Source organism: Legionella longbeachae (genome assembly GCF_004283175.1).
In the GTDB taxonomy this organism is placed as follows: domain Bacteria; phylum Pseudomonadota; class Gammaproteobacteria; order Legionellales; family Legionellaceae; genus Legionella; species Legionella longbeachae.
The window spans coordinates 24,455-41,905 of sequence record NZ_RXNW01000004.1 but is presented as its reverse complement, the minus strand read 5'-3'; the positions used below and the strand labels follow the sequence as shown (position 1 = coordinate 41,905).

Here is a 17,451-nt window from a genome sequence, read left to right as displayed (position 1 = left end):
TAGTTATCTTTATCAATGAATCCCTTTTGTATTGAGCGAGCACTATGAGCCTTTTCTTAGAAACTAAAAATTTAATCATTAAAGCACCACAATTGGCGGATTTTAATAACTTATATACCTTACAAACCGATGCTGATGTCATGAAGTATATTGGTCAAGGAATTCGTACTGAGGCTGAAATAATGGCTGGATTAGAGAAAGCCATTGCCCATTATGAGAAGTATGGGTTCAGCCTTGGCTGTGTCTTTGAAAAAGAAAGTGCTCATTTTGTGGGGCGTGCCGGATTAATTTATGCCGCCTACAATGACAGCCAGCCTGATATTGAAGTTGCATATGCATTGCATAAAACCGCCTGGAATAAAGGATACGGCCTTGAGCTCGCAAAAGCACTCATCACCTGGGGATTTCAAAACATTTCCATAGAGAGGCTTGTTGCCTATGTTCATCCCGGAAATGAACGTTCACGCCGCGTATTGGAAAAAGCGGGGATGAGCTATGCAGGTCTGGGAAGATATGGAAATACTGAAGTAGCCTGGTACTCTATTGCGAATTTATCTGCAGTTCACGATAAAATAGAGCTCATACCCGCGACCCTTGAAGATTATCCGGTTGTGCAAAATCTAGGTAGATTTTATGTCTATGATATGAGCGAATACATAGGTGATGAAGAGGGATGGGAAATCCCGGCGGATGGTTTGTATGAATGTATTGATTTTAGAAAATATTGGGAAGATAAAAACTCTTTCCCATTTATCATCCGTTATAAAAAGGAACTGGCTGGCTTTGCTATAGTGGATAAAATAGGAAGTGATGCTGGCGTTGAATTCAATATGGCTCAATTTTTTATCGCACGGAAATTCAAAAACAAAGGTATTGGCCGTTATGTTGCAGAGCAATGTTTTAAAAAATTTTCAGGAGAATGGGAAGTGATGGTTCTACCTGGCAACGAAGGTGCTTATCAGTTCTGGCGATCGACTATCAAACAATACAGTAAAAATAACTTTACTGAATATACTCGTGAAATCTTGCATTTGAACAACAGCAAGAAAAATATTTTTAGATTTAACTCCAGCATTTTGGGGACTGGCTTATAATATCATGGCTATCCCACTTGCTTTTTTGCTTTATTCATGTCAAACATAATTACAGATTTGTTATTGCATCCAATTGTAACTTATGGAAAATATATTTTATTAGTATTTAAATTGTACTATTTATATTAACAGGATAAGCTGAGTATCGCTTAATCGTTCTTGAATTTTGCCGCACAAAAGGATAAATCTACTTATGAGTCAGGGAATGATTAAAAAAATTGTATTAGACCTTTTGCATTCAGCCGGAATTTCACCCAACGGGTCAAATCCCTGGGATATTCAAATCCATAATGACGAATTTTATCAACGCGTTTTTAATCATGGTACATTAGGCCTTGGGGAAACCTATATGGAGGAATGGTGGGACTGTAAAAGTCTCGATCAGTTTATTACCCAAATTATCCAGGCTAATCTTGACAGCAAAATTCGCACCAACAAATGGCTATGGCCTAAATTGTTTCTCCTTAAGCTGGTTAACTACCAATCTAAAAAGCGTGCCTTAGAAGTGGGAAGACTGCATTACGATCTTGGTAATGAGTTATTTGAGTCGATGCTGGATACCCGGATGAATTACACTTGCGGCTATTGGAAAAATGCCAGCGACCTGGATACAGCGCAAATCAATAAATTAGAATTAAGTTGTCAAAAACTCAAACTTGAACCAGGCATGCGTGTACTGGACATAGGATGTGGATTTGGTGCATTTGCAAAATATGCAGCAGAGAATTATGGGGTTAGTGTGGTGGGGATTACTATCTCCAAAGAGCAGTGTAATTATGCAAAACAAAATTGTGTCGGTTTACCTATTGAAATTCGTTTCCAAGATTACCGTGATATCCATGAAAAATTTGATCGTGTGATTTCATTAGGGATGTTTGAGCATGTAGGTTATAAAAATTACCGTACCTATATGCAAAAAGCCAGAGAATGCCTCAAAGGTAATGGCCTTTTTTTATTACACACCATTGGCAGTACCCTCACTCAAACGGCAGGAGATCCCTGGATTAACAAATATATTTTCCCTAATGGCATGCTTCCTTCTATGGAGCAACTTAGCAAGGCTTCAGAAGGATTATTTATTATGGAAAACTGGGTTAATTTTGGCGCATACTATGATCATACATTAATGGCCTGGCATGAGCGTTTCGAAAAAAACTGGGCGCAATTACAAGAACATTATGATCATCGTTTTTATCGTATGTGGCGTTATTATTTATTAGCATGTGCCGGCACTTTTCGTTCGCGTGGCACGCAATTGTGGCAAATTGTTTTTTCAAAGCAAGGAATTCCTGGAGGATATGAAGAGCCTCTATTTACGGGGATTAAAAAAGATGCTCAGAAAGCCAATGAGCCACTAATGTTAAACTACCCTAATGAAACTCGAGGTATACTGGCATAATAACAGCATACGGCTACTCATTAATATTTAAATTAAAAAAATATCTTTTGTGGACAAAAAAATCTGATGAACATCAATCAGAGTTATTTTCTAATCAAAAGCTCATTGTGAATTTACTAGAAGAGGTCAAACTGTAACCGTTGGGATTCTTAGAGGCTATTGGGCATTACCTCTATCTAAGTTACAATAAAAATTTAAATGATACTCACGAAATGAACATAATAAAGCGAGTAATATGTTTATACTGTTGCGTTTTTTTTAGTCTCCATGCAGCCACGCTTCACCAAAAAACAATCAATTACTCTGTGGGGATAGGTCAACCTATCGTTACCTCAACTGCCGATGCTTTAGAAAAAGGGGCGATAGGTATAAGCCAACGAGTAGAATATTATCCTAATATCCCCCTGTCTGATGCAGTATTATTGCAACACCCCTTTGCCGAGAATTTAAATGCCAGTATATATGGCTCTTTGTTGATTTCTTATGGGCTGTTGAATAATTTATCCATTGGTGCAAGCCTGGTCTATGTTGATAATATTTCCTTTGCTGCTGCAGGCTTCAATGAAACTACACAAGTTGAAAGTGTTCTTAATTTAGGAGGTGCTTACGGGTTAGGTGATACCAACATCTTTGCTTTATTGCAATTCCTTAAAGAAGATAATTACTTCATCTCACTGAGTTTAATTTCTGGTGTTAATGCTCCAACAGGCAAAACGACAGCGAGAGATAATACTGGGACTTTATTTTCTGCCTCAGATCAGCCAGGGAGTGGGGCATGGACTCCATTTGCTGGACTTATTATTTCGAGGCAATTTAACAATTTTTCATTAAGTTCAAATTTAATTTATACCCAAGGGATAGAAGGTATACAACATACAACTCTGGGCTCTATATTTGATTATAATTTTGCAACTGTTTTAGAGCTGTATAGAAATGAATCATTAAAGTTGGATATTGATGGCATTTTGGAACTCAATGGTGAGTATATTACAAAAGATAATATTGCAGGAACGATGGATCCGAATAGCGGAGGAAACACCATTTTTTTATTGCCTGGGATTAGAGTCAATACTCACACCAATTATTCCGCATATCTTGGCATTAATATCCCAATAATACAAAATCTCTATGGAACCCAAGTGAAAAACCAATACGGCATTACCGGAGGAATTGATATCAGCATTTAATAGATGTTTCATTTTTCGTTTTAAAATAGCCAGTGATTTTAAAAATGAATCAAATTGTTACGATAATTATCCATAAAGTCCTTACTGTGCAAATAATCAGTTAAAGCTTTATTGATTTCATTTTGAAGCTCCGGATCATTTGGATTGATAGCAATAGCCGTAAAGTATTCGAGGTGAGTAACTGGGCCTAAGTCCTTAATTGTATTTGATGAGTTAACTTCCCAGTAGCTTGCAGTATATGAATCCACCAATGCAAATTTGATTTTCCCTACTTTTAGGGCATTAATTAATTCATCATCTTGATCGAATAAAATAAAGTTGGTACTTTTGAGGTTTAATTTTTTAAATAGTGTCCAATAATCTTTATCTGTAGTTCCTATATTCGCATTAATTAGCATTCTCATATTAAAATGACCTATTACATTTTTTTTTAATCCTATAGTATCAATATTCATAATTAGATAGGGTATAGAAAATGCAACCGGTGAAGAATGGCTTTGCGGAATAGTGAGGCCACTTACTGCTATATCGACCTTTTTTTGAGCTACCGCATCAATCAGCTCATCCCAATCCATAGAAATTAACGTACAATCATCATTCAGTTTCTTACAAATATTTTGAATCAGGTCAATATCAAAACCAGAGAAATGTTTAGGACTTAATTGGATGACAAAGGAGGGATCAAAGTGGGAAATCCCTACTGTTAACGTTCGTCCATAAATATTAAGTGGAAGTATAATAATACAAATTATAAGTATGATGCTCTTTCTCACAAGAAAACTCTTATAATGTTTCGTAATTAAATTATAGGACAGGTTAAATAAAAATTATCAATTAGCCTTAGCGGCTGGATCGGATGGCCTTGTTGTTACCCTTCACTTTAATAGTTGCCTCTTTGAGACTTTTAATTGTCAATTTAAAACATCTACTGTTCCCACAAAGAATGCCTCATAAAAAAATGGAATTTAAAAATCATCTTGTCTTAACATGAGTCATCTAGGATTAAATTATAGGCAATTAACCCTGGTAGCAAACGATGTCAATTTTAAAAAATTCTAATGGCGCTGAACAGGACGAACTTGGTAAAACAAATCAAATAGAAAAAATTAAGGAAAAATTATACAAATTTTTAGATAATCAGACTCCTTACTTAAAGCAGGAAATAAAAAACGATAAAAAACCAACCGAAGGGCATTTAAAAAATAACTCTGAAGAAAATATTGAAGAAAAAATTAAGAATATTTTAAAAAATATTGAGCAAATTGAGACTAAGCTCGCTAAACTAAAATAAGTTTTCCTAATTCTCATAACGGTTTATATAACTTACCTGCGATCTTGTTAGAATCTTTGAAAAATCATTTTCTTATAACATCACTAGTATCTGTAATTAAATGCATGGGATAATTTTATGACTCAATCACTATCAAATAAAGTCCACTATTCTTTACTTTAGTTATATGATTTTTACATAACTCGTTAAACAACCTATGAACCACGGTTTGTCCACGACATACGGCACTAATTGGGAGCTATCGCTGACAAGCAGCGGTAAGTAGAAAGCGGATATTTAAAATTCAAATGACGATATCAGATAATTCAAGAGTATCACCAGAACTAACTTTCATAGTTAACCTATGGTTTTTAGTTAACAATTTACGGAAACCCCTTATATGATTAACATAAATTTATAAGATATATTATTTTGAATCATATTTTTACTTTATTTGATGGTTGATTAACCCGGAAATTTAAAACTAAAAAATACGTTACTGCTCACTGGACTGCATTATTAGTAATACAGTTTTACCTATAGGAAAGAATTAAGAACCCATTGGAAGACCTTTTGTCCCTCAGATGGACTAAAACGATCATTATAAAATTAATCATCAATCAGGTATGAACAACGATAAACCATCAGAAATTGTTTTAAAATCGCTTAATGGTGCCGAGAAGAGGACTCGAACCTCCACGGAGTTACCCCCACTAGCACCTGAAGCTAGCGTGTCTACCAATTTCACCACCTCGGCATTGTGGCGCTAAAGTACTCATATTTTACAGTTCTGTCAATAGCATAACCGGCTTCTTTTAGTTAATTGCTGTGTTATCGCTGTTTGGGACAGCACTTCAGAACCATGAAAAATCACAGAAGCCTTGTGCTTATTTGCTTTTGCATCATAATGATGTAATTAATAAACATTTATGGCTTTACGAGTATATTTTCAAACTGGATCATTAATCATGAAAAAAATATTTATTGTTGCAACTATCCTGTTTTATAGCTCTATTGCAAGCGCATCCAAATCCATAATTTGGACGGCGGTATTTGATAATATAACACCCAGGTCAGAGGATGTTACCTTACAATATTGTTTGGAGCATACACCAACGGTAATGGTCACTACAGTAGCTCAAGTCTTAAGTAAACAAGGAGTAAAATCATTAAATGGATTGCGTGTGAACTATAACAGCTATAAAAGCACCAAAAAAGATGGGCTGTTATTTAATGTAGTTAATGCGACAATCAGTGGAAAAGACGCACATGGAGAATGGTCTACCCCTGTAAAAATGTATCAACAAACTTTAAGTGAGCTGGATCAAGGTAAAACTTGGGTGGTATGGAGTACACCTAAATGCAAAGGAACGTTTATCGGCACACCCACAATAATTAACGAGTAAGGATTAAGCCATGTAAGGAGCGCCTGCTTTAAGGATACGCTCCCGTACTCCTTGCCATGCCCCTGTAGCAGGGGGAAGCTCTATGACAATAACCTCCGCATTAGAAGCATCAGCCTTTCTTAATTGATAATATAGATCAAACGCTACTTTTTCAGGATTATCTTCAAGTAAGTGAAAATATTCTTCGCGCATACCCATTGGTTTTTTGCTTGCTATAACGTAAATGTTATCTCCATTTTTTTGACAAAAATGAGTCAGCAAATTATAACTGTCAAAATAATACAGCTTTTTTTGGGGTTGGTAATGACTGTCTAATTTCCCCGGAACACGTAACGAGTTTTCGCCGCGCAAAGATGGAAGAGCAATTAGTTCCGCTATAGCTTTTTCATCAATGATTCCATGCCGTAAAATTTGATAATTTTGGGGATCAGTTGCATCAATGATGGTTGATTCTATCCCTACAGTACAACGACCACCATCTAGGATAGTTAGTTCTTGATTATAAAAAGATTCACTTACGTGCTCTGCAGTAGTAGGGCTGACTTTTCCAAATGGATTTGCTGAGGGTGCAACAAGCGGAACGCCCAATTTTTTTAATAACTCCTGGGCGATGGGGTGAGCAGGACATCTGATTGCTACAGTCGTTTGGCCACCAGTTATTAATGGGCTGATTTGATCCTGTTTGCAATGAAAGACTAACGTTAAAGGGCCTGGCCAGAATTTTTTAATTAATTGTTGTGCATAAGCTGGAATATCTTTAACCAACAGGTCAAGCGCCCAATTTTCAGCCACATGTATAATTAAAGGATGGTTTAAAGGTCTATTTTTTATCGCAAAAACCGCTTTAATTGCCTGCTCATTATTGATAGGAGCTGCTAAGCCATAGACAGTTTCTGTAGGTATAGCAACAGGCTTCCCTTGTTGCAAATCGTGAATCGCTCGATCAATATTGGTAGTGATTAAGGGCATATAGAAAACATATAGTGAAAATTTTTTATTTTTACACAATTTGCAGGAGAAAGCAGCTATTTTTGCCTTTTCAATAGTACCTGCATAGAATTAAAAATAAATATTGTTGAGGAATCATGTCGTGTTACTTAGTATATTAGGAAAAACTCTAGATGGCTATTTTTCATTTATCCCTAGAAATAAGCCCTCATTTGAGCTAATGCAGTCCGTACGTTTAATTGCCCATAGGGGAGCTCATAATAAAGCCCGGGGAATTATTGAAAATACGCTTCCCGCTTTCGCCTTAGCCAAGGATTTGGGGTGTTGGGGAATTGAGTTTGATGTACGTAGTACAGCAGATAATGTATTAGTTGTTAATCATGATGCGACATTGAAGCGTCTTTGGGGACATAATCAAGAAATCGCGAAAATTACCTTTAATGAACTGCGTGCGCTGGTTCCTAACGTACCTACACTTACCGAAGTAATCGCTCTATATGGCAAGAGCATGCATTTATTTATTGAATTAAAAACAACTATTCATCATGAAGAGGCCTTAGTAGCGCAGTTACAAGAATTATCCGCTGCAGAGAACTACCATCTGTTGACTCTCAAATCATCAATTTTTTCTTCATTAACGCAAATTCCCAAAGAATCTTTATTATTAGTAGCCTCACATAATAATGTGCAGGAATTTTGTAATTTATGTATCGAAGAAAATTATGGAGGTGTATTAGGCCATTATCTTATGATTCACAAAAAAGCAATCAATCAATTAAGGGCAACCCAAAAAATTGTGGGTGTCGGCTTGGTCGATTCGAAGTACAGCTTATATAGGGAATTGAATCGAGGACTCAATTGGATTTTTACTGATCGCGCTGCCAAAACAAGCATCCACTTGAAAGCCTTACAAAAAAAGGAAGGAAAAAACAAATTATAGGGCGATTGTGATTCATACAGATCTCTACTGCCTTAATAGCGTGGCGAAGCCTCGCCCTTCCCAAGGGCAATAGTCCATTTTTTTACCATCCGCTTGAAATTAAGGCAAAATATCCCCGCTTTATTATTTTGATGTATTACAATTTTTATTCTCTGAAGGAGTCTGCCACCCTCCTCCCAGAGCCTGAAAAAGAGCAACAGTATCTGCTAGCCGATTGGCTTGCGCTTGAATTAAATTTAATTTGGCTTGTTGATAAGTTATTTCATTAAGAATCAATGCTACAGTACTGCTATCCCCCAATGTAAATTGGCGTTGAGCAATGGTCAGGCTCGTTAAGGCTGCGCGTTCAACGTTGCTTGCCGTTTTTAAGGAAGAGGCATCGGATTGAATTGCTTTTAGGGTATCGGCCACATTTTGGAAGGCATTAATGACTGTTGCGCGATAGTCTGCTGCAGCTTGCCTGTAGCTGGCTTCCGCGGCACGTTGTTTATGGCGCAAAGTCCCCGCATCAAAAATAGGTTGTGTGATAATCCCTGCCATTGCCCAGAATTGGGTATTAGATTGCAATAAAGTGCCTATAGTCGTTGCTGCGGTTCCCAGGTTAGTGCCGCTGCTGTTAATCGTCACGTTCGGCAATCGATTTGCGATAGCAACACCAATCAATGCATTTGCTGCATGCATTTGTGCCTCAGCAGCCCGGATATCAGGTCGATTTTCGAGTAATTTTGCAGGCACAGAGAGGGGAAGTTCTCTTGGAAGATGTAAGGAGCTTAAACGAAATTGAGGTGTATGTTGATCGTCTGGAAATCGTCCAGTTAAAGCATTAAGCAAATCACGCTGAATCGCAAGCTGTTTTTCCAAGGGAGGAAGCATTGCTTCTGATGCAGCTAATGCTGCTTGTTGAGTAGCAACATTGGATAACGCTGTATCACCCAGTTTTAACTGCTGCTTCAGAATTACCAAAAGTTTTTTTTGATTGGCAATCAGGTGCTGGGTTACTGTAATTTGCTCGCGCAAAGCCGCTTCCTGGATGACGGCATTAACCACATTGGTCGTTAGGGTCAAATACGTTGCCTCTAACTGAAAGTGTCGCACCTCTACTTGGGCAACCAATGATTCTATCTGGCGCCTTGTACCTCCAAAAACATCGGGAGTGTAAGAAACATAAAGCTGTCCGGTAAATAAGGAATATAAATATTGATTACTTGCTAAAACACTTGTAAGAATTTTTGCCGTTTGTTGGTAAGTAGGTGAAAAGGAGCTTCCGACAAAAGGAAGTAGAGCACCTTTTCCGGCATAGGCATTCTCAAGAGCCGCGGACAATGATTCTTGGGCTGAGGTTACTGTAGGATTGTGCTGTAAACTTGCCAAAACCACATCATCGAGATCTTTGGAATGGAATAATTGCCACCATTGTTTCGGAAGCTCTTTGTTTGGGGCAAAATATTGTGCCTCACCCATTTTAGTAGCCGTTGCAGGTGTTTTTTTTCCCAATGATTTTTTCGTATACGACTGAGGAAGTATTTGTGTCGGCCTTTTATAATCAGGACCAACCGTACAGTTACTTAAGAGAAAAAATACAAGTACAGCGCCTATACCCGAGGCTCGTTTAAAACATGGGTTAAAGAGCTTATTACAAAGCCCAAAATACCAGTTGTCTTTTTTATGCTTACTCATCGCCTCCATCTCCATCGGCGCATACTGCTTCTACCGTGTTCAATGAAGTGTTCCAAGGTGTAATAGTAGGTAGGTAGAATAAATAAAGTTAATAAAGTAGATACTGCCAAGCCGCCCACTATTACTGTAGCTAACCCACGTTGTACATCTGTTCCTACCCCAGTTGCCAATGCAGCTGGAAGCATACCAAAGGAAGCCACTGTTGCAGTCATGAGTATAGGTCGCAACCGTTCAGCTGCGCCATAGACCACAGCACGACTTAACGATTTATTGGTTTTGCGTACCCTTCTAATATTTGCAATCATGATAATCGCGTTTTGTATGGAAACACCAAAGAGGGCTATAAAACCAACCGCGGTAGCAACATTGAATGTTTCTCCCGTAATATGAAGCGTGACCAGGCCGCCTAAGGTTGCCATCGGGACTACACCCAAAATAAGAAAAACGAGGTGTAATTTTTGGAATTCAAAGAATAAAATCAATCCCATGAGGACGAACATAAGGCCCAAGATATAGATTAATCGTTTTTCTGCACGCTCCTGGCTTTCAAATTGGCCCGCCCATTCCAGACGAATTTGTTGCGCATCAAATTTTACTTCCTGAGCAATGCGACGTTTGGCTTCATTAAGGTAAGAAGTAAGATCGCGACCTCGATTATCCATACGTACTGTGATTTCTCGCTCTCCCATTTCATGAGCAATCGTGCTTTCACCAGTCTTGTATTCAATTTTAGCTAATTCTGATAAAGGTATCTGAGCTCCATCTGAACTGGTTAGAAATAAATTTCCCAAGGATTCAATGCTGTTTTTATCCGTTTTAGGAAAGCGTACAGTAGCATTATATATGCGACTACCTTCATATATGGACGCTATTGGAGAACCGCTAAGACCCGTTTGAATTAAATTAGTGATATCAGCAACATTAATACCATAGCGGGCTATTTTTTCTCTATCGGCTTGAATCGTTATTTGCGGAATGGGGGGCTCTTGGAATACTGACGCAGAGGCAGTGCCAGGAATAGTTTTTAATAGCGCAACAATCTGATTGGCTATACGACGACACTCAAGCAAATCATCCCCATAAATCCTTAAAGCAAGCGGACTATGTGCCCCTGCTATCATATCATTCACGTTATCAATAATGGGTTGGCTTATTCCTATGGTGTACCCTGGCATCCTGGAAAATCGTTTTGTAAGCTTTGCGATAAATTGGGCTTTAGTTTCATGGTTAGGCCATTGTGCGTAAGGTGTTAAACCCACAGGAACTTCCATATGAGAAGGAGTCCATGGGTCAGTGCCCTCATCATTGCGCCCTACTTGAGTGATCACATAAGAAACTTCAGGATATTCAAGCAGAGTATCGCGTAATGAACCCGCCATTTGATTAGCTTTTTCCAAGGATAAACCCGGCGGCAAATCGACTTGCAACCACAGTGATCCCTCATCCAGTTCCGGTAAAAACTCACGACCTGCTGTAATTCCTAAAAATATGACTAAGACTAATGTAATTATCCCTAATACATAAGCAATATAGGCGCGTTTAAGCAATTGGCGTAGCAGCGATTGATAATGTTTGGTTAACCAAATCAGGGGATAATTATGAAATACTTTTTGTGGCTTACGTAACGCGGTATAGGCTAAGCCTGGAATAAGTACCAAGGAACAGATTAAAGCACCTAAAAGAGCATAACTCACTGTATAGGCCATTGGCGTAAACAATTTACCTTCAGCATGTTCAAACGCAAATAAGGGTAAATAAGCAGAGATGATAATTAAAGTAGCGAAAAATATAGGCCGAGCGACATAGTTGGTTACTTTTAATGTCTCTTCAACGGTCAGCATTTGCCCAGGATTTTGTTCCCTCTGGCGTAAAATTGCTTCCATTACGACGATTGCCCCATCAACAATGACACCAAAATCAATAGAGCCTAGGGAAAAAAGATTCGCAGGCATTTGAGTTAAATTCATGAAAATAAATACAGTCACTAATGCTGCAGGAATCGCAACGGTAACGACCAAGGCACTACGCCAACTCCCAAGAAAAAGCATCAATACAAGCGAAACAAAGACGATTCCTTCAATGACAGTATGCTTTATTTTGTCGACGGTAAGGTCGACCAATTTATCACGATCAAGACAAGGAACAATAGTCACTCCCATGCGCTTTAGTTGTTCCTGCAATGCATCTAATTTGGCATGAACTCCTTCTAATATTTTTCCGGCATTCTCCCCCTTCCGCATGAGAACGATGCCTTCAATCGTATCTGAATTATGATTTTTTCCTAATATCCCTTCACGCTCCTTATGACCGAACTCAAGTTTGCCAAGATCACGGATAAGCACTGGAACACCTTTTTGTTGTTTGACTACTATAGCGCCCAACTCGTCTAAGGTATGTACCTGGCCTTTACCACGAATAATGTAACTTTGTTCGCCTCGAGTAACTCGGCCTCCCCCTGCGAAGGTAGTATTGTTGTTGATTGCGTTACTAATGTCATTTAATGAAAGGTTATAAATTCGCATTTTAAGAGGATCGAGGGTAAGCTGAAACTCTTTAGTCAGCCCCCCAAAATTAACCACATCAGAAATCCCCGGAGCTTGTTTTAGTTTGGGAATAATCAACCAACGTTGAATTTCGGATAATTCCATCAAGGTTTTAGTATTGGATGTAAGCGTGTAGCGATAGATTTCGCTACTTGATCCAACCAGTGGATCCAGGCTAGGAAAAATACCCGGCGGTAAGGAAGTTTGGCTTAACACTTCTTGAACACGTTCTCGGGGGAAGTATTCATCTGTTCCATCCTTAAAAACCATAGTAATTAATGATAAGGCAAACGTACTGCTGGAGCGTAATACGGATATATTGGGTACACTCACCAATGCACGTTCTAAGGGTATAGTAATTTGTTGTTCAATTTCTTCTGCGGCTAAGCCAGGTACCTGAGTAGTGACAGAAACACTGACATCATCAAGCTCAGGATAAGCCTCAACCATCATTTGGGTACCAGAAATATAGCCATAAAAGCCAATCAAAATTGCAGCTCCCCAGGCAATGTGGCGACGATGGAAACATGCAGTGATTATTTTATCAATCATTGACCAGTATTCCTCCGGAGGCAACAATGCGGTCTCCGTGTTTTAATCCTGAAGTAATCCGTACCATATTTTTATCTTCAGGACCGAGCACTACAGCACGTGATTCAAAAGTCCATGGCGCTGTTTCAACGTACACAGAAGTGGCGTCATCATTCATAATAATTGCAGAGAGCGGCACAATGACCTGTTCTTCTTGTGGCAAATCCATTTGTACTGTAGCAAACATATTGGGCTGCAGTTTATGATTCGCATTTGCAAAAGCAATGCGCGTCTTATTACATCGGGTGAACGGATCAATTAAATTATCAATAAATGCCACTTGACCTTCCCAAACTTGATGAGGGTAGGCAATTAATGAAATGGACGTTTTAAGCCCTTTGTTGACTAACGCAATTAAATGTTCTGGAACGCAAGCTGCAATCCAAACAGACTGAATATTAGATAAAGTCAATATAGGTGTTGCGGGATCATTAATATATGAGCCTATACCATAATTGATCGCGATCACTTTGCCGTCGATAGGAGCTTGAATGCGCAATATACCCGGCTCATTATTGCCTAATGATTTTAAAGTTGCTTGAGCACGTTGTACTTCGGCAAAGGCTTGGGTGTAACTACTTTGCGCTTGTTCAATATCTTTGACTGAATTAGCACCTGCCCGGTTGACTTTTTGGGCACGATTTAACGTTTCTTGAGTCTGCTTCAAGATACTCAGTGCTTTTGCCAAATCAGAATATGCTTGAGCTAAACCCGCTGATTGTAAGGTTGCTAAAACTTGATCGTGTTTTACTTCATCGCCGAGCTTGATCTTCAGTGCGGTCAGATGTCCTGTCAGTGGGGGGAAAATATTTACCGTACGTACTGGATCAGCTTCAACGACCCCGGGTAAAAAAACGCGATGAGGTTTATTCGATGTTTTAACCGGACGTACAATGAGTTGGGCACGCAAAGGAGAATTTTCAGGGACGAATATATGATGCTCTTTGCGAATAAGCATGGGAGTAACCGCTTTTTTAGGGCTACTGGCCAGAAGGGCAAGACACCCCCTAATCAAAAGGATAATGATCAGGAGTAGGAATAGCAGGATAATAATTTGGACTATTTTGGCAGAGGGAGCCTGATTTTTATCAGGCTCATGAAAAGTAGAAAATAAAGATCGTATATCCATTAAGTTACTCTTTCTGCAAATTTAGGGTGTCTTCCATGAAGAAAAATAATTTAAGAAGAAAAAAAGAGCAAAAGGGATTAAAAAGAGCAACTGTGGGCGCATACATAACATGTTTCCGTGTCATCAATTTTAGTACCCAGTATAATGAAACTTCTTCCTGTGTGCTATAGATTGATGCAAGACGATTCTGCAAGAAAATATTCTTTAAAAAGCACGTCCTATCGCTTAATTAGATTTACAAAAATAACTGATTCGCCTGTATCTGCAGCAAAAAAGGCAATTTCATTGAGTTATGTTTTGACATTATATAATCTTTTGATATGGTTAGGTGGCATTTCAATAGCTTATCTTGGCATCCGCTCAATGTTACTGAAAGACTCAGATCACATAGAAATTAAAACAGGAGGTTCGCATGTATTCATTATACTCTTTTGGCACTCCCAATGGCATAAAACCAACCATTATACTGGAGGAGCTATCTCAACCCTATACGATCAAATTAATTGATATTTCCAAAAATGAGCAATTTAATCCAGAGTTTTTAAAAATTTCACCCAATAATAAGATCCCGGTTTTGTATGATTCTCAGGAAGATTTTTATTTATTTGAAAGTGTAGCAATTTTGCAATATCTTGCAGAAAAACATGGAAAATTCCTACCTAGTGCACCAAAAGCTAAATACACGATTTTGCAGTGGTGTTATTTTCAGGCAGCACACATTGGCCCAATGTTTGGCCAATTAGGACACTTTCACCGCGCAGCCCCTGAACAGATTCCGTATGCACTAAAACGCTATACAGATGAAAGTGATCGTTTGTTGGGTGTTATGGAAAAACAATTAACCAATCGCCCGTTTATTGGCGGAGATGATTATACTATTGCAGATATGGCTATTTGGCCCTGGATATATTGTTTTCAAGTGTTCTACAAACAAACTATCGATACGCAAAGATTTACCCATCTGCTGTCATGGTATCAACGTCTAGGTGAACGTACAGCGGTGCAAGCTGCTTTAAAGGCCTATGAGTTATCCATGGCAGGTAAAATTTAGTTTACGCATACGTGTTGATAATTCACCCTAGAAACAGGGTGAGAAAATCCCCTCACTCAACCAGGAAAAAATTAAACGAGGGGCAGATAGGAATCGCGAGTATTTATTAATTAATTGTGCTGCAGCGTCTGAGTCACTTTCGATTCATGTGTTTCTGTAGACTCATTGACTTTCTTAGATGTCGCATAAAGCCCATTTTTGCTTAGAGATTCGCCAATGAATGTTTCTTTAGAACTTGGTGCTTTAGACAATTTTTTAGATAACCCTTTGAAATCCAAACCTTCAAGTCTATCCACTTGTTTTCCTTGTCTTTCAAGGAGTTCTCGATACGAAGCGTTCGTAATTTCTAACTCTTTTTGTACGAGTATGAGTTTTTTTTCTGCCTCGCAAATTCGTTCGGCTATGTGCAGAAAACTAGCTTCTTTATTTTTAAGAAAATCATCCAATTTTTCTTGGAATACGCGTTGCTTTTCTTCATTGCCAATTGTGGATGAAAATTCTGAGATTGCCGACCCCAAAGCCTCTATCATTAATTTGGCTTTATTTAGATCCTCCCCTAATTCAGCTCTTACCTTCTCAATCTCTAAAATTTTCTCTCCCAACTCTTTCTGACTGCTACCATAGGCTTCATTAATATAGCGCAATTTTTCTTGGGCTCGTTGCAATAAATCTGTTTGTTGGTTTACACCCTCAGTTAAAGTGTTGGCAACGCATTGTAACCCATCTTTGGTAATGGTGAGTGATTCATTAATTTTAGAGGTGGCCCGTACTTGTTTATCAACCGCATCGATTTGGTTACTTAAAAAATTAATATTTTCAGCAAGACGTTGATTTTCTTGTGCGAACTTTGTAATTTCGATCTCTAATTGTTCGCGAATGACATTTAGGGCATTAATCGTTAACTCAAGTAAGTCTGCCAAACCTAAAATCCCTTTTTGCAAACTCTCAACTGCACTGGTGCTGCATTTGTGATGATCATCGAGAATAAGTCCACCTGCTGTATAGGTAATCGCCGTTACCCCACAAATTGCCAGCAGAAAACCAACATTGGCAGCGATACCAATAATTAAAGTAGGTAGCGTAACGGCAACCCCGCCGAGAATTTTTTGCCATAGCGGTAATTCACCCCAAAAATCTGCAGCACGAGAGAAAAGGCTTGGATTTTTCTCCATACTTTTAACAGTTTCTTCCAAACTTTTTCTAATTTGTTCGAATATTTCTTTAGTGATTGTCATTTTTTTGAATTTATTTTCTTCGGTATCACTAAGGGCTTTTAACTTAGCTTGAATTTCTTCCTCTAAGTTAGTTTGGAGTGGCGTGGTTTCTGTTACTTCCTTGAGATCATTTTCTGTATCTGTAGTGACAAGAGCCTGAAGCTCTTCTGTGTTGGTAGCCATGTGAGTTCCCTTTCTGTTAAATATTCATCCTGTGCCAACTATTTTTAACCATGATAGCTTAAAAAAACAAGTAAAAATTAATTTTTAGATCTAAGCTGTTTTAATTTAACAAAGTGTGTTCTTTTTAAAGACAGAGAAAGGGTATTGCCATCACTAAAGCGGAGAGAAAGCTAGGCGATTAAAGCCTAGCTTAAAACAGGTATTAATTACATGCTAAAATAGGTTGATCTTCCATTATTTCATTAACTTCCTCATGCTTTGGAGCTTCTGATTTAGGGAAGCAACGAGAGAAGCAGTCAGAAACAGCAGAAAAAAGAGTAGCGCCGCCGCGGGTAAAAATACTGGCAATTAATAATGGGGTTGAAACAACAGCAATTACAGCCAATGCAGCAGTAAGAATAGTACAAGCAACTGAGACAATACCAGCCAAGGCAGCGGCCATAAGCGCATCTTTTGCTGTTTCTTTTGCGTTTTTATTGAAAAGACCGACGACACCAGCACCAGCTGCAAATAACAAACTCCCTGCAATAGTAATCGTTCCTAATGCTGCACCAATCGCGGTAACACCAGCAACGAGCCCTAAAGTTAAAGGAGAAACAACTGGAAGAACTAAATTACCGCCAAAATCTTTTAAACTTCTATAAGGAGTAAAAAATCCTGGAGCAGTTTTTTTCTTTTCAGTAGCATATGCAGCTATAATTTCTTGTGCTTCCTTTTTCTCCCTATCACTTTCTGAACATGCAGCAACTCCAACCAACGCAATTAGCTCCTTAATACTCAACTCAGGAAAGGTCTCTCTTTTTGCTTGCATAGTCTAAC

14 protein-coding genes and 1 tRNA gene are annotated in these 17,451 nt (G+C 38.5%); 7 read left to right on the top strand and 8 right to left on the bottom strand.

What is annotated here, in order from left to right:
* Window positions 1-44: 44 nt before the first annotated feature.
* The 3 genes from EKG34_RS04880 to EKG34_RS04870 all read left to right on the top strand — a co-directional run bounded on the left by EKG34_RS04880 (window position 45) and on the right by EKG34_RS04870 (window position 3,680).
* Entirely contained in the window at window positions 45-1,094 is a 1,050-nt protein-coding gene (locus EKG34_RS04880; protein WP_003634027.1) for a GNAT family N-acetyltransferase, read from the top strand.
* A 193-nt stretch (window positions 1,095-1,287) separates the two neighbouring features.
* Window positions 1,288-2,493: a cyclopropane fatty acyl phospholipid synthase gene (gene cfa, locus EKG34_RS04875; protein WP_003634025.1), complete on the top strand. Its 1,206-nt coding sequence runs from the start codon at window positions 1,288-1,290 to the stop codon at window positions 2,491-2,493.
* Window positions 2,494-2,705: 212 nt separating this feature from the next.
* On the top strand, window positions 2,706-3,680 hold the full coding sequence (locus tag EKG34_RS04870) for a hypothetical protein (protein ID WP_003634023.1): 975 nt from the start codon (window positions 2,706-2,708) through the stop codon (window positions 3,678-3,680).
* 38 nt (window positions 3,681-3,718) lie between these two features.
* On the opposite strand, the gene EKG34_RS04865 is transcribed toward EKG34_RS04870, so the two are convergent.
* The gene (locus tag EKG34_RS04865) at window positions 3,719-4,453 is read right to left on the bottom strand and encodes a transporter substrate-binding domain-containing protein (RefSeq protein ID WP_003634020.1); all 735 of its coding nucleotides are present in this window, start codon (window positions 4,451-4,453) and stop codon (window positions 3,719-3,721) included.
* Between the two features lie 263 nt (window positions 4,454-4,716).
* Here EKG34_RS04865 and EKG34_RS04860 point away from each other — a divergent pair, with 263 nt between their 5' ends.
* Window positions 4,717-4,971 (top strand): hypothetical protein, encoded by a 255-nt coding sequence (locus EKG34_RS04860; RefSeq protein ID WP_012979556.1) that lies wholly within the window; start codon window positions 4,717-4,719, stop codon window positions 4,969-4,971.
* Window positions 4,972-5,620: 649 nt separating this feature from the next.
* Here EKG34_RS04860 and EKG34_RS04855 read toward each other — a convergent pair.
* Window positions 5,621-5,707 (bottom strand) — tRNA-Leu (locus EKG34_RS04855).
* Window positions 5,708-5,918: 211 nt separating this feature from the next.
* On the opposite strand from EKG34_RS04855, the gene EKG34_RS04850 reads away from it, so the two are divergent.
* Window positions 5,919-6,356 carry a hypothetical protein gene (locus EKG34_RS04850; protein WP_003634014.1) on the top strand — a complete coding sequence of 146 codons (438 nt, stop codon included), beginning with the start codon at window positions 5,919-5,921 and terminating at the stop codon, window positions 6,354-6,356.
* A gap of 3 nt (window positions 6,357-6,359) precedes the next feature.
* On the opposite strand, the gene EKG34_RS04845 is transcribed toward EKG34_RS04850, so the two are convergent.
* A complete protein-coding gene (locus tag EKG34_RS04845) occupies window positions 6,360-7,325 on the bottom strand; it encodes an L-threonylcarbamoyladenylate synthase (RefSeq protein WP_003634012.1) in 966 nt (321 codons plus the stop codon).
* A 121-nt stretch (window positions 7,326-7,446) separates the two neighbouring features.
* Here EKG34_RS04845 and EKG34_RS04840 point away from each other — a divergent pair, with 121 nt between their 5' ends.
* Entirely contained in the window at window positions 7,447-8,244 is a 798-nt protein-coding gene (locus tag EKG34_RS04840; protein WP_003634011.1) for a glycerophosphodiester phosphodiesterase, read from the top strand.
* A gap of 123 nt (window positions 8,245-8,367) precedes the next feature.
* On the opposite strand, the gene EKG34_RS04835 is transcribed toward EKG34_RS04840, so the two are convergent.
* The 3 genes from EKG34_RS04835 to EKG34_RS04825 are packed head-to-tail and all read right to left on the bottom strand — an operon-like array spanning window position 8,368 to window position 14,184.
* Entirely contained in the window at window positions 8,368-9,921 is a 1,554-nt protein-coding gene (locus EKG34_RS04835) for an efflux transporter outer membrane subunit (RefSeq protein ID WP_223800078.1), read from the bottom strand.
* Window positions 9,918-13,016 carry an efflux RND transporter permease subunit gene (locus EKG34_RS04830; RefSeq protein WP_003634005.1) on the bottom strand — a complete coding sequence of 1,033 codons (3,099 nt, stop codon included), beginning with the start codon at window positions 13,014-13,016 and terminating at the stop codon, window positions 9,918-9,920. Before EKG34_RS04830 ends, EKG34_RS04835 begins: the two co-directional genes overlap by 4 nt.
* On the bottom strand, window positions 13,009-14,184 hold the full coding sequence (locus tag EKG34_RS04825) for an efflux RND transporter periplasmic adaptor subunit (RefSeq protein ID WP_003634003.1): 1,176 nt from the start codon (window positions 14,182-14,184) through the stop codon (window positions 13,009-13,011). The genes EKG34_RS04830 and EKG34_RS04825 overlap by 8 nt, the downstream gene beginning before the upstream one ends.
* A gap of 412 nt (window positions 14,185-14,596) precedes the next feature.
* Here EKG34_RS04825 and EKG34_RS04820 point away from each other — a divergent pair, with 412 nt between their 5' ends.
* Window positions 14,597-15,235 carry a glutathione S-transferase family protein gene (locus tag EKG34_RS04820; protein ID WP_003634001.1) on the top strand — a complete coding sequence of 213 codons (639 nt, stop codon included), beginning with the start codon at window positions 14,597-14,599 and terminating at the stop codon, window positions 15,233-15,235.
* 110 nt (window positions 15,236-15,345) lie between these two features.
* Here EKG34_RS04820 and EKG34_RS04815 read toward each other — a convergent pair whose 3' ends face one another.
* Window positions 15,346-16,632: a LegC2/C7 family Dot/Icm T4SS effector gene (locus tag EKG34_RS04815; protein ID WP_003633999.1), complete on the bottom strand. Its 1,287-nt coding sequence runs from the start codon at window positions 16,630-16,632 to the stop codon at window positions 15,346-15,348.
* 202 nt (window positions 16,633-16,834) lie between these two features.
* Complete coding sequence (locus EKG34_RS04810) at window positions 16,835-17,443, bottom strand: hypothetical protein (RefSeq protein ID WP_003633997.1); 609 nt, start codon at window positions 17,441-17,443, stop codon at window positions 16,835-16,837.
* Between the last annotated feature and the right edge of the window lie 8 nt (window positions 17,444-17,451).

Bases quoted from the DNA above. Each gene is read 5' to 3' on its own strand.
- EKG34_RS04880 (WP_003634027.1), top strand. From the start codon at position 45: ATGAGCCTTTTCTTAGAAACTAAAAATTTAATCATTAAAGCACCACAA.
- cfa (WP_003634025.1), top strand. From the start codon at position 1,288: ATGAGTCAGGGAATGATTAAAAAAATTGTATTAGACCTTTTGCATTCA.
- EKG34_RS04870 (WP_003634023.1), top strand. From the start codon at position 2,706: ATGAACATAATAAAGCGAGTAATATGTTTATACTGTTGCGTTTTTTTT.
- EKG34_RS04860 (WP_012979556.1), top strand. From the start codon at position 4,717: ATGTCAATTTTAAAAAATTCTAATGGCGCTGAACAGGACGAACTTGGT.
- EKG34_RS04850 (WP_003634014.1), top strand. From the start codon at position 5,919: ATGAAAAAAATATTTATTGTTGCAACTATCCTGTTTTATAGCTCTATT.
- EKG34_RS04845 (WP_003634012.1), bottom strand. From the start codon at position 7,325: ATGCCCTTAATCACTACCAATATTGATCGAGCGATTCACGATTTGCAA.
- EKG34_RS04835 (WP_223800078.1), bottom strand. From the start codon at position 9,921: ATGAGTAAGCATAAAAAAGACAACTGGTATTTTGGGCTTTGTAATAAG.
- EKG34_RS04830 (WP_003634005.1), bottom strand. From the start codon at position 13,016: ATGATTGATAAAATAATCACTGCATGTTTCCATCGTCGCCACATTGCC.
- EKG34_RS04825 (WP_003634003.1), bottom strand. From the start codon at position 14,184: ATGGATATACGATCTTTATTTTCTACTTTTCATGAGCCTGATAAAAAT.
- EKG34_RS04820 (WP_003634001.1), top strand. From the start codon at position 14,597: ATGTATTCATTATACTCTTTTGGCACTCCCAATGGCATAAAACCAACC.
- EKG34_RS04815 (WP_003633999.1), bottom strand. From the start codon at position 16,632: ATGGCTACCAACACAGAAGAGCTTCAGGCTCTTGTCACTACAGATACA.
- EKG34_RS04810 (WP_003633997.1), bottom strand. From the start codon at position 17,443: ATGCAAGCAAAAAGAGAGACCTTTCCTGAGTTGAGTATTAAGGAGCTA.